The following is a 13,518-nucleotide window of genomic DNA, read 5'->3' as shown; positions in this document are numbered from 1 at the left end:
ACAGGAACGACGGGTAGGTAGGTGGCGGCAACCCACCCGAAGCCGTCGTTCCGGTTTTCATAGGAACGACGGGTAGGTAGGTGGCGGTAACCCGCCCGAAGCCGTCGTTCCAGTTTTCACAGGAATGACGGGTAGGTAGGTGGCGGCAGCCCACCCGAAGCCGTCGTTCCAGCGAAAGCTGGAACCCAGCGCCCCAGTTCCCGGTTTTCGTGAACACGTCACATCGGCCCTTCGCTTCACGCCCAGCCCGCGTATCATCGTCCTCACGCCACCCCGTCCCGGGCCGGCGCCTGCTGCAAACGAGGTAATCCATGTCCTTCAATCCCGAGCGTGGTGAGCGGGGCGAGCGCGGTGAGCGCCGCCGTCGTCGCGAACCTTCGGCCATCGACGCGTTGCGCGTGCCGCCTCATTCCATCGAGGCTGAGCAGGCGGTGCTCGGCGGTCTCATGTTGTCGCCGGATTCGCTGGACAAGGTGGCCGACAAACTTACGGACGAGGATTTCTACCGTCGCGATCATCGCCTGATCTGGCGCGCGATCAACGAGCTGGCCAGCAAGGGCATGCCCTGCGACGCCATCACGCTGGGTGAGTGGTTCCTCTCCAACGACATGGACGAAATGGTGGGCGGCGCCGCCTACCTGATCGAGCTGGCGAACTCGACGCCCAGTGCCGCGAATATCGCGGCCTATGGCGACATCGTCCGTGAGAAATCCGTGCTGCGACAGTTGATCGACGCAGGCACGTCTATCACGGAAGATGGCTTCCGCCCGGAAGGCAAGAGCGTGCAGGAGGTGATGGAGCTCGCCGAGCAGCGCGTGTTCCGCATCGCGGAATCCGGAGCGCGTGGCAAGAAAGATATCGTGTCCATGCGCGAGGCCGTGGGCGAGGCTTTCCGCCAGCTCTCCGAGCGCTACGAAAAGCGCGGTCAGCTCACCGGTTTGTCGACGGGCTTTACCGATCTCGACGAACTGACCTCGGGCCTGCAGCCATCCGATCTCATCATCGTGGCAGCGCGTCCGTCGATGGGTAAGACAGCCTTTGCGCTGAATCTCGCCGAAGCTGCCGCCATGCGCGGGAAGAAGGCGGTAGCCGTGTTCTCCATGGAAATGTCGGCGTCGCAGCTGGCCTTCCGATTGATTTCATCGCTGGGCCGTATTCATGCGCAGCATCTGCGTAACGGCGACCTTGCGGAAGAAGACTGGCCGCGCGTCACCTCGGCGATCACCATGCTGTCCGATGCAAAGATCTTCATCGATGACACGCCCGCGATGTCGCCCGTGGAAATGCGCTCGCGCTCGCGCCGTCTCCAGCGTGAGCATGGCCTGGGCCTCATCGTGATCGACTACCTCCAGCTCATGCAGGTGCCGGGGCACAGCGAAAACCGCGCGACGGAAATCTCGGAGATTTCCCGTGGCCTCAAGGCGCTGGCGAAAGAGCTGAACGTGCCGGTGATCGCGCTGTCGCAGCTCAACCGCTCGCTGGAGCAGCGTGCGGACAAGCGCCCGATGATGTCCGATCTTCGTGAATCCGGCGCTATCGAGCAGGATGCGGACGTGATCATGTTCATCTACCGTGACGAGTACTACAACAAGGAATCGCCGGACAAGGGCCTCGCCGAAATCATCATCGGCAAGCAGCGTAACGGCCCGACGGATACCGTGAAGCTGGCCTTCCTTGGTCACTACACGAAGTTCGAGAACTGGGCGCCCGATTCGTACGTCGGCAGCTTCGAGTAACGCCTTGCAGTCATACATCCCGTCTATGACTGACTGAGATAATCCGCGAAATCCTGCAGCATTTTCAGACTAGTCCTATGTAGTTCGTAGCACCCCAGTCGCTAGCATGCCTGCCTCTTGCGTCGCCTCTCTCCGGAGCGCCCGTACGGGGACAGGCATGACTCAGCGGGCGGACAGGACAGGGACTCATCATGGATTTTTCCATCAGGACCGCGGCCATCACGGCCGTGGCGGTCGGTTGCACCTTCATGCTGGGCGCATGCGACGCTTCGAACCCCTTGGTCAAGCAGGGGCAGCGCGACCGGGAAGCAAAAGAAGCACAGATTCCACACTGCTCGAAGAAGCTCGGCAGTCTTTCGGTCGTGGAGCCCGAAGGCAGCGTTCACTGGTGGACGCAGCAGCAGCTGCCTTCGCCCACGAAGCTCATCAAGGTATTTGTCGCCAAATCCGGGTGTTTCACGCTTGTGGATCGCGGCATGGGCATGAATGCCGCGATGCGTGAGCGTGACCTGGCCGCGGGCGGTGAACTGCGCGGCGGTTCGAACCTCGGCAAAGGCCAGATCAAGGCGGCCGACTATGTGATGGTTCCCGATCTGGTTGCCAGCAACCGTGATGCAGGCGGTGGTGGCATCGGTGCACTCGCCCAGGGGCTCGTCGGTGGGACGACAGGTAAGCTGCTGGGTTCGATCAATATCAATTCCAAGACGGCCGATGTCGTTCTTACCGTTACGGACGTGCGCTCGTCGGAGCAGGTAGCGATGACGGAAGGGCATGGCGAAAAGCACGACATCGGCTTTGGCGCCCAGGGATCCTTCTGGGGCACCTCGGGTCTCGGTGCTGCGGGCGTGGGCGCATACGCCAACACCACGCAAGGCCAGGTCATCACGCTGGCCTATCTCGATGCCTACACGAAGCTGGTCACCGAGCTCGGCGGTCTGCCGGCGAATGCCTCCGCGGCCAACAGTCGACAGACGGGGGCGATGCGGGTGGCCTCGCGCATGACGGCAGCGCCCACGGGGGGTGCGGTGGTGCGTTCGCTGGAGCCGGGGATGATGGTCTATCCCACGGGCAATCGCTCGGGCCTGATGTGGGAAGTGGACGACGAGCATGGCAATCGTGGCTGGGTCTCGTCGGAGAACTTCGACCTCGCACACTGATGCCGTTATGGCGGACGGGCCGCCGTCCGCCATATTCGCGCCATGCGATGGCCCGCTGGTTGCGGCTAGACTGGGCTGTCATTCGCAAGAACCCGGTTGTCCATGAGTCGTACCACTGTCGCCACCATTCATATGGGCGCCTTGCGCCATAACCTTGCCAGGGTGCGCAAGCTCGCAGGCGACGCGAAAGTCATGGCGGTCGTGAAGGCCGATGCATACGGTCACGGCCTCGAACGCGTGGCACGTGCGCTGGATGCCGATGCAGAGGCCTTCGCCGTGGCCGCCATCGCCGATGGCCTGCGCCTTCGCGCGGCAGGGCACAAGCAGCGCATCGTGGTGCTGTCGGGGCCGGACACGCCCTCCGACATCGCTGAAATGCAGCGCCTGCAACTGGATGCGTTGATCCATCACGACGAGCAGTTGCCCTGGCTGGCGAAGGCGGATCCCGTGCGCGGGCGCTTGCGCGTATGGGTCAAGATCGATACGGGCATGCACAGGCTGGGTTTTGCACCGGGCCGGGCCCGCGAGGTGCATGCTGCGCTGCGCGCGATGCCGGCCGTGGATGACGAGGTCGGCCTGATGACGCATTTCGCGTCGTCTGAGGACTTTCAGGGCGAAGACACCGCCTTGCAGATCGCACGCTTTCGTGAAGTTACCGAAGGCTTGTCCGGCCCGCGCGCGCTTTCCAACTCCGCCGCCGTGCTCGGCTGGCCGGATGCGCGGGCCGACTGGGTGCGGACGGGCGGCATTCTCTACGGTCTTTCTGTGGTCGATGGGAAATCAGGTGCGGATTTCGGCTTTCGTTCGGCGATGACGCTTACCACCCGCCTGGTGGCGATCAATCGTCTCGCCAGGGGCGAGCGTGTCGGCTACAACGGCACCTACGAGTGCCCTGAGGACATGGCCGTTGGCGTGGCCGCCATCGGCTATGGCGACGGTTATCCGCGCAGCGCCGCCATCGGCACGCCGGTGCTGGTCAACGGGCTGCGGGCATCCATCGTGGGTCGCGTTTCGATGGATCTCATCACGATCGACCTGCGCAACGTGCCCGCGGCACGGGTGGGTGACCGCGTGACGCTATGGGGCGAAGGCCTGCCGGTCGAGACCGTGGCTGCGGCGGCGGGTACCATCTCCTATGACCTCACCTGTGGCATGACGCGGCGCGTACTCTTCGTCGAAGACGAAAGCTAGGCTGCGTATCGCTTCCTGCGACGGCGACAGGGTATATAGCTTCCTTTCGATCGATCGACGGAATATCCGATGGCCAAGGCGAAAACCGCCTATGTCTGCACCCAATGCGGTGCGGAACACAGCAAATGGCAGGGCCAGTGCGCCGAGTGCGGCGAGTGGAATGTCCTTTCCGAATTCGTGGTGCAGCCTGCGCGCCCGGCCGTGGCCTCCGCGGGGGCGAAGCGTGGGGGCTACGCGGGCGCGGCTGCCGGCGCGCCAAGGATCACGCCGCTCACGGAAGTGCTGCTCACGGCCGAGGCGCGCACGCATACGGGTATCGGCGAGCTCGATCGCGTGCTGGGTGGCGGCCTCGTCGATGGTTCGGTGGTGCTTATCGGTGGCGATCCGGGTATCGGCAAATCCACCCTGCTGCTGCAAATGCTCGGCACGCTGGGCGTGGCGCTGCCCAGTCTCTATGTGACGGGCGAGGAATCCCTGGCCCAGGTGGCCGGCCGTGCTCAGCGCCTCGACCTGCCGCTCGGGCCCCTGCACGCCCTGGCGGAGACTTGCATCGAGCGCATCCTGGAACAGGCAGCTTCCGCGCGCCCGCGGGTGCTGGTCATTGATTCGATCCAGACGATCTGGACCGAACTGCTCACGGCGGCGCCGGGTTCCGTCAGCCAGGTACGCGAGTCGGCGGCCAAGCTCACCCGTTTTGCCAAGGAAACGGGTACGTCGGTCTTCCTAGTGGGACATGTGACGAAGGAGGGCGGTATCGCCGGCCCGCGCGTGCTCGAGCATATGGTCGATGCGGTGCTGTACTTCGAGGGCGAATCCGGCAGTCGTTTCCGTGTGCTGCGTGCCTTCAAGAACCGTTTCGGTGCGGTGAACGAGCTGGGTGTATTCGCCATGTCGGAAAAGGGCCTGCGGGAAGTGCCCAATCCATCCGCGATCTTTCTTTCTGCACACTCCGGACCTACGCCGGGCAGTGCGGTGATGGTGACGCGCGAGGGTACGCGTCCGCTGCTGGTGGAAGTGCAGGCCCTGGTGGACCAGTCGTCGCTGGGCAATCCGCGTCGCGTGGTGCTGGGCCTGGAGCAGAATCGCCTTGCGATGCTTCTGGCCGTGCTGCATCGGCATGGCGGTGTCGCGGCGTATGACCAGGACGTTTTCGTCAACGTGGTGGGTGGCATCCGGGTGCAGGAGACGGCGTCGGATGTGCCGGTGTTGATGGCGGTGCTGTCGAGCCTGCGTGATCGTCCGCTGCCGGAGAAGACGATTGCCTTTGGTGAGGTGGGCCTGTCAGGCGAGATCCGTCCCGTGCCCAATGGCGAAGAGCGCCTGAAAGAAGCGGCGACGCATGGTTTTCGCCGTGCAGTGGTTCCGGCCGCCAACGCGCCGAAGAGGGGCAAGGTGGGCGATATGGAGGTGATTGGCGTGGAGCGGCTGTCGCAGGCGATTGATGCGAGCCGGGAGTAGGTAGGGTGGTTTTGGGATGGGGCTATTCGTTGTGCCTGCGGCTGTTCACCTGCCTGGAGCGGTCGCGCGCAAGGCGCGCTCCTACAGGGGAGGGGCTTTTGTAGGGCGCGCGCGGCGGCTTTTGTAGGAGCGCGCCTCGCGCGCGACCGGTCGAAGCGATTGCCCCCGGATCACGCGTTGCAGACGAATCAGCGGAGTGAAAGCGAAACCGCCATCACAACCGCCTAAGGTGTCCGATGCAGAATCAGCTCCAGCACCATCTTCGTGCCGAAGAACGCCAGCAGCAGGATGCCCATGCCGATCAGGGTGAGGTTCACCGCGCGAATGCCGCGCCAGCCATGACGCCAGCGGCCCCACAGCAGCACCCCGAACACCACCCAGGCCAGGATGGAAAGCACCGTCTTGTGCACGAGGTGCTGGCTGAACAGGTTGCCCACGAACAGGGCGCCGGTAATCAGGGTAAGCGTGAGCAGCACGAAGCCCGCACCGATCAGCCGGAACAGCAGTACTTCGGTGAGGGTGAGCGGGGGCAGGGCGCGCAGCCAGTGGCCGAAGCGGCTGCGGCGCAGGGCGCGCTCCTGGATCGCCAGCAGGATCGCCAGTGCGGCGGCGATGGAGAGGATGCCGAAGGCGAACACGGCGATGGTGACGTGCAGCTCGATCTGCCAGCTCATGGCCTCCGGCGCGGTGCGCGGTGCCAGGAAGGCATCGATGGCCAGGAAGGCGGCCGACAGCGGGAAAATCAGAATGCCCAGGCCTGCCACGGGGCGCGAAAGGTTCACCACCAGGGTTAGCGCCGAGGCGATCCAGGCCACCAGCGACAGGGCTGCGAAGAAGTGCAGGTCGAGCGTGCCGCGATGGGCGCTCAGCAACACCGCAGCATGCGCGAGCGCCGCCAGGCCGGCCAGGGTCATGCCGATACGGGCAAGTGGTTGCGCACCCGTGACCAGCGGCCGCGCGAGCACGCCCGCGGAACACAGGTAAAGGACGATAGCGGCCAGCGAGAGGGCGGTGACGGTCATGGACACGCAGTGTGGCATAGCGGCCAGGTATCGTGAATGCGACACAGTGGCATTTCCTCCGTCCCACCCCTGCACCTGACCACCGACCACAATGCATCGCCTTGCCTTGTAGGAGCGCGCCTCGCGCGCGACCGGGCAGGGCGAAGAGCCTGTTCTGTAGCTGACGACAGACGCCATTGACCCATGCGCACCGCCGGGGGCGGGAACCTCTCGCTCCGGCCGGTCGCGCGCAGGGCACGCTCCTACAGCTATAATCTGGCGTTTTCGCAGCTTATTGCCTGGTCGCCATGTTTGAATCGCTCAGCCAACGCCTCTCCGACACCGTCAACCGCCTGCGTGGTCGTGGCCGGCTGACCGAGGAAAACATCCGTGAAACCCTCCGCGAGGTCCGCATCGCCCTGCTCGAGGCCGACGTGGCCCTGCCGGTGGTGAAGGCGCTGGTCGAGCGCGTGAAGGTGCGTGCCGTCGGCCAGGAGGTGCTGAAGAGCCTGTCGCCGGGCCAGGCGCTGGTGAAGGTCGTCAGTGACGAACTCACCGCCGTCATGGGCGCCGCCAACAGCGAACTGAACCTCGCTGCCCAGCCGCCTGCCGTGGTCCTCATGGCCGGCCTGCAGGGTGCGGGCAAGACCACCACGGTCGGCAAGCTCGCCCGCTTCCTCAAGGAGCGCAAGAAGAAGCGCGTGATGGTGGTCAGCTGCGACGTCTACCGTCCGGCCGCCATCGAGCAACTGCGCACGCTGGCCTCGCAGGTCGAGGTGTCGTTCTTCCCCTCGGAAGCCGGCCAGGACCCCGTGGAAATCGCAAGGGCCGCCGTGGCGGCCGCCCGTCGCGAAGTGATCGACGTGCTGCTGGTGGATACCGCCGGCCGCCTGCATATCGACGAAGCGATGATGCAGGAGATCAAGTCCCTGCATGCCGCCATCGATCCCATCGAAACCCTGTTCGTCGTCGACTCGATGACCGGCCAGGATGCCGCGAACGTCGCCAAGGCCTTCTCCGACGCATTGCCGCTCACCGGCGTGGTACTCACCAAGACCGACGGTGACGCCCGTGGCGGTGCCGCCTTGTCGGTGCGCTATATCACCGGTCGTCCCATCAAGTTCCTGGGCGCGGGCGAGAAGTCCGACGCGCTGGAGCCGTTCCATCCGGATCGCGTGGCGCAGCGCATCCTCGGCATGGGCGATGTCCTGTCGCTGGTCGAGGAAGTGGAGCGCAAGGTCGACCAGGAAAAAGCCCAGAAGCTGGCCGAGAAGGTCATCAAGGGCAAGCGCTTTGATCTCAACGATATGCGAGATCAGCTCGAGCAGATGAACAACATGGGCGGCCTTGCCGGTCTCATGGACAAGCTGCCTGGCATGTCGAGCATCCCTGACAGCGTGAAATCCAAGGTCAACGATGGCGAACTGAAGAAGATGGTCGCCATCATCGGCTCGATGACCAAGAAGGAGCGCCGTCACCCGGATCTCCTGAACGGCTCGCGCAAGGCTCGCGTGGCCCGCGGTTCGGGCACCCAGCCGGCCGATGTGAATCGTCTGCTGAAGCAGTACATGCAGATGGAAAAGATGATGTCCAAGCTGTCCAAGGGCGGCAGCAAGGGCCTTCTGCGCCAGATGCGTGGCGCCATGAAGGGCATGGGCGGCATGGGTGGGATGATGCCGCCGCGCTGATCGCGCCCTTCGGGGCGTCCGCCCAACCCCTTGACGCACCACACACCGACCCCTAAAATTCACCGCTTTACCGCGCCCGCTTCTCGCGCGCGCCTTGCCGATATCCGGCATTCTGGAGCTCGTAACTTATGGTTAAGATTCGTCTTTCGCGCGGTGGCGCCAAGGGCCGTCCGTTTTATCACGTCGTCGTGACCGACCAGCGCGCTCCGCGCGACGGTCGCAACATCGAGCGCGTGGGCTACTACAACCCGGTCGCTTCGGGCGCCGACAAGCGTCTCGAGCTCGACGTCGCCAAGGTCCAGGCCTGGGTCGCCAAGGGTGCGCAGCTGACCGACAAGGTCCGCGCTCTCGTGAAGGAAGCCGGCAAGCTGGCAGCTTGATGTCGACAGGGTCCGTCAAGCGCGTCCGCGTAGGACGCATTGTCGGGCTCCATGGCGTGCAGGGGCAGGTCAAGCTCGAAAGCTGGACCGAGCCCCGCATCCAGATCTTCCGTTACCAGCCCTGGCTGCTCACCGCGCCGGGTATGGAACGGGAGATGAGCGGAATCCGCGGGCACGCGCAGGGCAAGGGCATCGTTGCCTCCCTGCCGGGTATCGAGGATCGCGACCAGGCGGCAACCTTGGTCGGCTGCGAGATCACGGTCTCGCGCGATGCACTGCCGCCGCCCGCACCGGGCGAGTTCTACTGGACAGACCTCGAAAGCCTCGAGGTGGTGACCACGGAAAGCGTCCATCTCGGTCGGGTGAGCCATCTGTTTTCCACCGGCGCCAACGACGTCATGGTGGTAAAGGACGGCGACAGGGAGCGACTGGTTCCGTTCGTCCAGGGCCCTTACGTGCATTCGGTCGATTTCGACGCTGGGCGCATCGTGGTGGACTGGGATCCCGAGTTCTGAACGGCGGCTGCTGAAGATCATGCGTATCGATGTGGTGTCGCTGTTTCCCGATTTCGTCCGCCAGTCGGCCGCGATCGGAGTGGTAGGAAGGGCGCAGCAGCGTGAGCTGCTCCAGGTGGAAGCCTGGAACCCGCGCGATTTCGCCACTGATAATTACCGCACCGTGGATGGCCGCCCGTTTGGTGGCGGACCAGGCATGGTGATGCTGATCGAGCCCTTGCGAGCCACGCTCGCGGCGATTCGAGAAGCGGCACCGGAACCGGTGCATGTTATTTACCTCAGCCCCCAGGGCGAAAGGTTGACGCAGAAAAAGGCCGAAGCGCTGGCGAAAATGCCGCGAATTGCCCTGATCTGCGGACGTTACGAGGGTGTGGATGAACGCCTGATCGAGCACGAGGTCGACGAAGAGCTTTCAATCGGCGATTATGTGCTGTCTGGCGGAGAGCTCGGCGCAGCGGTGGTTATCGATGCGGTGGGTCGTCTGCAGGAAGGCGCGTTGAACGACGTGCAGTCCGCCCAGCAGGATTCGTTCTCGGACGGTCTTCTGGATTGCCCGCATTACACCCGTCCCGTGCATCACGATGCGTGGGGCGGCGTGCCGGAGGTGCTGCTTTCCGGCGATCACGCGGCTATTCGCCGCTGGCGTCGCAAGCAGTCGCTGGGTCGTACCTGGCTACGCCGGCCGGACCTACTAACGCAGCGTGCACTCGATGATGAATCGCGGGCATTGCTGGATGAATTCCGCCGTGAGTATGCACGGCCAAACGGAGCGGCCGGTAACGACCGCTGCAACACAAATTGACAGGTGCGTCATGAACAAACTCCTCCAACAGTTCGAAGCCGAGCAGATCATCCGCCAGCTGCCGGATTTCGGCCCTGGCGACACCGTGGTCGTGAATGTGAAGGTGAAGGAAGGTAACCGCGAGCGCGTCCAGGCGTTCGAGGGCATCGTCATCGCCAAGCGCAGCCGCGGTCTGCACTCCGCCTTCACCGTGCGCAAGATCTCGCACGGCACCGGCGTCGAGCGCGTGTTCCAGTCCCACAGCCGTGCCATCGACTCGGTCGAAGTCAAGCGCAAGGGCAAGGTCCGCGGCGCGAAGCTGTACTACCTGCGTGGTCTGGAAGGCAAGGCTGCCCGCATCAAGGAAGACGTGGCCGCCGCCGCTGCCGCCAAGGCCGCGAAGAAGGCTGCTGCCGCGACTGCCGCCGCCGAATAATCCGGCCGGAAGCATCGCTTCAAACGAAAGCCCGCGAGCGATCGCGGGCTTTTCGTTTTTCCCGGCCCCGCCTGTCAAAGCGCTCCGACAGGCCTTACCTTAGGGAAATCCCCCCACCGGAGTTCCCCGCATGAGCAAGTTCCGCACCGAACGCGACAGCATGGGCGAGTTGAAGGTACCCGCCAAGGCACTTTATGGCGCCCAGACCCAGCGGGCGGTGGACAACTTCCCCATTTCCGGCCTGGCCATGCCGCGCGAGTTCATCCGTGCACTGGGCCTCATCAAGTCGGCGGCGGCAGAGGCGAACGTCAAGCTGGGGCATCTCGACAAGGCAGCCGCCAAGGCGATTCGCGAGGCGGCGGCGAAGGTGGCAACCGGGGAGGTCGATGAGCATTTCCCTATCGATGTCTTCCAGACCGGCTCGGGCACCAGCTCGAACATGAATGCCAACGAGGTGATTGCCCACCTCGCCGAGGCGGCCGGCAACAAGGTGCATCCGAACGATCACGTCAACGCAGGGCAGAGCTCCAACGACGTCATTCCCACGGCCATTCTGGTGAGCGCAACGCTGGCCACCAGCGAAAAGCTGCTGCCGGCGCTGAAGCATCTGCGCAAGACGATCGACACGCGGGCCAAGGAGCTGAAGAAGGTCGTCAAGACTGGCCGCACCCATCTCATGGACGCCATGCCGATCACCTTTGGCCAGGAATTGTCCGGCTGGTCGGCACAGATCGAAGCTGCGGAAGAGCGCATCGGCGACACGCTGAAGCGCACGCGTCGCCTGCCGCAGGGTGGCAGCGCCGTGGGTACCGGCATCAATGCCGATCCGAAGTTCGGTCCCGCCGTGGCGGTGGAGCTGACTAAGCTCACGGGCGTGAAGTTCGAGTCGTCCGACAATTATTTTGCCGGCATGGCGGCACAGGACGCTCCCGTGGAGTTGTCCGGTCAGTTGCGCGCGCTGGCGGTGGCCGTGATGAAGATTTCCAACGACCTGCGCTGGATGAATTCCGGCCCGCTGGCGGGCCTGGGCGAGATCGAGCTGCCGGCCTTGCAGCCGGGCTCGTCGATCATGCCGGGCAAGGTGAATCCGGTGGTTCCCGAGGCGGCCACGATGGTCGCGGCGCAGGTCATCGGCAACGACGCGACCATCGCCATCGGCGGGCAGTCGGGCAATTTCCAGCTCAATGTCATGCTGCCGGTGATTGCCTACAACCTGCTGCAGTCGATCGAGATCCTGGCAAACGTGTGTGTGCTGCTCGCCGACAAGGCCATCGCCGGTTTCAAGGTGAACGAGGATCACGTGCGCGAGGCGCTGGACAAGAATCCGATCCTGGTCACGGCCCTGAATCCCGTCATCGGCTACGAAAAGGGTGCGGCCACGGCCAAGCAGGCCTACAAGGAGAAGCGTCCCATCCTCGACGTGGCCCTCGAAACCACGGGCCTTTCGAAGGCCGAGCTGGCAAAGCTGCTCGACCCCTCCACCCTCACCAAGGGCGGCATCCACGGCGGCAGCTAAACCCCTTCTGTAGGAGCGCGCCTGCGCGCGACCGGTAGTGCGGAACGATGGATTCATTCGCGACAACCGGTCGCGCGCAGGCGCGCTCCTACAGGTGGGAGTGTTATCGGCGTTACCTCTCCGGTAGCGGCGCGTCGGGTCACGGTCGCGCGCAAGGCGCGCTCCTGCATTGGGCGGTGTCGGCGGCGATCAGCCTGTGTTGCCTCCTGCAGCGGCCTGGGTGGGGGAGTGGTAACCTTGGCCGTTTCCCGATTCACTGAATAGCCTTATGCGCATCGCACTTGGCGTCGAATATGACGGCACCGACTTCCTCGGCTGGCAGCGCCTCAGCCATGGCAAGACCGTGCAGGGCGCCCTCGAAGATGCCTTGGCCCGGGTGGCGGACATGCCTGTCGAGGTGACGGCCGCCGGCCGTACCGATGCCGGGGTGCATGGTCGCTGCCAGGTGGTGCACTTCGATACCGATGTCGCCCGCGACATGCGTGGCTGGGTGCTGGGTGCCTGTTCGAACCTTCCGCGCAGCGTGGCGGTGACCTGGGCGCAGCCGGTGGCCGATGACTTCCATGCGCGCTTCTCTGCGCGTGCCCGGCAGTATCGTTATCGCCTGCTTCCCCGTTACGTGCGTCCCGCGCTCGATGCCCGCTTCGTCGCCTGGGAGCGCAAGCCACTGGATGCAAGCCGCATGCACGAGGCAGCGCAGGCGCTTATCGGCGAACATGATTTCTCGGCTTTTCGTGCCGTCTCCTGCCAGGCGGCGCATGCGCGCCGCAACGTGCGTTCCATTCGCGTCTTCCGCGACGATATCCATGTCGTGGTGGAGATCGAGGCCAATGCCTTCCTGCATCACATGGTGCGCAATATCGTCGGCTCGCTGATTCCGATCGGACGTGGCGAGCAGGAAACCGGCTGGATGGCCAAACTGCTGGCAGGCCAGGATCGCGAGGTGGCCGGGGCCACCGCTCCGGCGGAAGGCCTGACCTTCCTTGGCCCCAGGTACGAAGCCCACTGGGGCCTGCCGCCCGAGGTGACGCTGTGACGCGGCTCAAGTATTGCGGATTCACCCGCATCGACGATGTGCAGTTCGCCGCCCGGTTGGGCGTCGATGCCGTCGGATTCGTCATGACCCGGCGCAGTCGGCGTTTCGTCGATCCCGTGTCGGCCGCTGCCTTGCGCGATGCCGTGCCGCCATTCGTCACGACGGTGGCACTCGTGATGGACGACGAGCGCGACTACATCGACGAGGTGATTCGTGTATTGCGCCCGGACATGCTCCAGTTCCACGGCGACGAAGCGGACGACTTCTGCGCCTCGTTCGGCGTGCGCTACCTGAAGGCGGTGGCCATGGGGGAGGGGGCTTCCGCCCTGCCGCGGTTGCGCGCGTATCCGCGTGCCGCCGGACTCCTGCTCGATGGCCACGGCCTGGGCGAGCTGGGTGGCAGCGGCCAGCGCTTCGACTGGTCGCTGATGCCCACGGACCTGACCCAGCCGCTGATCCTCGCCGGAGGCCTCACCCCGGACAACGTGGGCGAGGCCATCCGCACGGCCCGCCCTTGGGGCGTGGACGTTTCCAGTGGCATCGAGACATCGCCGGGGATCAAGGATGGGGCTAAGATGGAGCGGTTCATCACCGCCGTACGCGCCCTCCCCAGCGCCTGACGC

The 13,518-nt window shown here is 64.6% G+C and carries 13 protein-coding genes; 12 read left to right on the top strand and 1 reads right to left on the bottom strand.

The window, feature by feature from the left end:
• Nucleotides 1–311 precede the first annotated feature (311 nt).
• From HBF25_RS05545 to radA, 4 genes are all read left to right on the top strand, one after another.
• Nucleotides 312–1,736, top strand: a complete 1,425-nt coding sequence (locus tag HBF25_RS05545; RefSeq protein ID WP_166946971.1) for a replicative DNA helicase — start codon at nt 312–314, stop codon at nt 1,734–1,736.
• A gap of 191 nt (nt 1,737–1,927) precedes the next feature.
• Nucleotides 1,928–2,893, top strand: a complete 966-nt coding sequence (locus tag HBF25_RS05540) for a CsgG/HfaB family protein (protein ID WP_166946970.1) — start codon at nt 1,928–1,930, stop codon at nt 2,891–2,893.
• 102 nt (nt 2,894–2,995) lie between these two features.
• Entirely contained in the window at nt 2,996–4,084 is a 1,089-nt protein-coding gene (alr, locus tag HBF25_RS05535; RefSeq protein ID WP_166946969.1) for an alanine racemase, read from the top strand.
• Between the two features lie 69 nt (nt 4,085–4,153).
• Nucleotides 4,154–5,542 (top strand): DNA repair protein RadA, encoded by a 1,389-nt coding sequence (gene radA / locus HBF25_RS05530; protein WP_166946968.1) that lies wholly within the window; start codon nt 4,154–4,156, stop codon nt 5,540–5,542.
• Between the two features lie 224 nt (nt 5,543–5,766).
• On the opposite strand, the gene HBF25_RS05525 is transcribed toward radA, so the two are convergent.
• The gene (locus tag HBF25_RS05525) at nt 5,767–6,564 is read right to left on the bottom strand and encodes a cytochrome C assembly family protein (RefSeq protein ID WP_166946967.1); all 798 of its coding nucleotides are present in this window, start codon (nt 6,562–6,564) and stop codon (nt 5,767–5,769) included.
• 287 nt (nt 6,565–6,851) lie between these two features.
• Here HBF25_RS05525 and ffh point away from each other — a divergent pair, with 287 nt between their 5' ends.
• The 8 genes from ffh to HBF25_RS05485 all read left to right on the top strand — a co-directional run bounded on the left by ffh (nt 6,852) and on the right by HBF25_RS05485 (nt 13,515).
• The gene (ffh, locus tag HBF25_RS05520) at nt 6,852–8,231 is read left to right on the top strand and encodes a signal recognition particle protein (protein ID WP_166946966.1); all 1,380 of its coding nucleotides are present in this window, start codon (nt 6,852–6,854) and stop codon (nt 8,229–8,231) included.
• A gap of 128 nt (nt 8,232–8,359) precedes the next feature.
• Nucleotides 8,360–8,611 carry a 30S ribosomal protein S16 gene (gene rpsP, locus HBF25_RS05515; protein ID WP_166699047.1) on the top strand — a complete coding sequence of 84 codons (252 nt, stop codon included), beginning with the start codon at nt 8,360–8,362 and terminating at the stop codon, nt 8,609–8,611.
• Nucleotides 8,611–9,126 carry a ribosome maturation factor RimM gene (gene rimM / locus HBF25_RS05510; RefSeq protein WP_166946965.1) on the top strand — a complete coding sequence of 172 codons (516 nt, stop codon included), beginning with the start codon at nt 8,611–8,613 and terminating at the stop codon, nt 9,124–9,126. Before rpsP ends, rimM begins: the two co-directional genes overlap by 1 nt.
• Before the next feature lie 19 nt (nt 9,127–9,145).
• Entirely contained in the window at nt 9,146–9,928 is a 783-nt protein-coding gene (gene trmD, locus HBF25_RS05505; protein WP_166946964.1) for a tRNA (guanosine(37)-N1)-methyltransferase TrmD, read from the top strand.
• A 10-nt stretch (nt 9,929–9,938) separates the two neighbouring features.
• Nucleotides 9,939–10,343, top strand: a complete 405-nt coding sequence (rplS, locus tag HBF25_RS05500) for a 50S ribosomal protein L19 (RefSeq protein WP_166946963.1) — start codon at nt 9,939–9,941, stop codon at nt 10,341–10,343.
• A 130-nt stretch (nt 10,344–10,473) separates the two neighbouring features.
• Nucleotides 10,474–11,859, top strand: a complete 1,386-nt coding sequence (locus HBF25_RS05495; protein WP_166946962.1) for a class II fumarate hydratase — start codon at nt 10,474–10,476, stop codon at nt 11,857–11,859.
• A 268-nt stretch (nt 11,860–12,127) separates the two neighbouring features.
• Nucleotides 12,128–12,895 (top strand): tRNA pseudouridine(38-40) synthase TruA, encoded by a 768-nt coding sequence (gene truA, locus HBF25_RS05490; protein WP_166946961.1) that lies wholly within the window; start codon nt 12,128–12,130, stop codon nt 12,893–12,895.
• Complete coding sequence (locus HBF25_RS05485) at nt 12,892–13,515, top strand: phosphoribosylanthranilate isomerase (RefSeq protein WP_166946960.1); 624 nt, start codon at nt 12,892–12,894, stop codon at nt 13,513–13,515. The genes truA and HBF25_RS05485 overlap by 4 nt, the downstream gene beginning before the upstream one ends.
• The last annotated feature ends 3 nt before the right edge of the window (nt 13,516–13,518 follow it).

The organism is Luteibacter anthropi, assembly GCF_011759365.1.
Classification (GTDB): Bacteria; Pseudomonadota; Gammaproteobacteria; order Xanthomonadales; family Rhodanobacteraceae; genus Luteibacter; species Luteibacter anthropi.
The sequence above is the reverse complement of the archived record's forward strand: the minus strand, read 5'-3'. Positions and strand labels throughout refer to the sequence as shown.

Coding starts and splice junctions, on each gene's coding strand:
- HBF25_RS05545 (WP_166946971.1), top strand. CDS start 312: ATGTCCTTCAATCCCGAGCGTGGTGAGCGGGGCGAGCGCGGTGAGCGC.
- HBF25_RS05540 (WP_166946970.1), top strand. CDS start 1,928: ATGGATTTTTCCATCAGGACCGCGGCCATCACGGCCGTGGCGGTCGGT.
- alr (WP_166946969.1), top strand. CDS start 2,996: ATGAGTCGTACCACTGTCGCCACCATTCATATGGGCGCCTTGCGCCAT.
- radA (WP_166946968.1), top strand. CDS start 4,154: ATGGCCAAGGCGAAAACCGCCTATGTCTGCACCCAATGCGGTGCGGAA.
- HBF25_RS05525 (WP_166946967.1), bottom strand. CDS start 6,564: ATGACCGTCACCGCCCTCTCGCTGGCCGCTATCGTCCTTTACCTGTGT.
- ffh (WP_166946966.1), top strand. CDS start 6,852: ATGTTTGAATCGCTCAGCCAACGCCTCTCCGACACCGTCAACCGCCTG.
- rpsP (WP_166699047.1), top strand. CDS start 8,360: ATGGTTAAGATTCGTCTTTCGCGCGGTGGCGCCAAGGGCCGTCCGTTT.
- rimM (WP_166946965.1), top strand. CDS start 8,611: ATGTCGACAGGGTCCGTCAAGCGCGTCCGCGTAGGACGCATTGTCGGG.
- trmD (WP_166946964.1), top strand. CDS start 9,146: ATGCGTATCGATGTGGTGTCGCTGTTTCCCGATTTCGTCCGCCAGTCG.
- rplS (WP_166946963.1), top strand. CDS start 9,939: ATGAACAAACTCCTCCAACAGTTCGAAGCCGAGCAGATCATCCGCCAG.
- HBF25_RS05495 (WP_166946962.1), top strand. CDS start 10,474: ATGAGCAAGTTCCGCACCGAACGCGACAGCATGGGCGAGTTGAAGGTA.
- truA (WP_166946961.1), top strand. CDS start 12,128: ATGCGCATCGCACTTGGCGTCGAATATGACGGCACCGACTTCCTCGGC.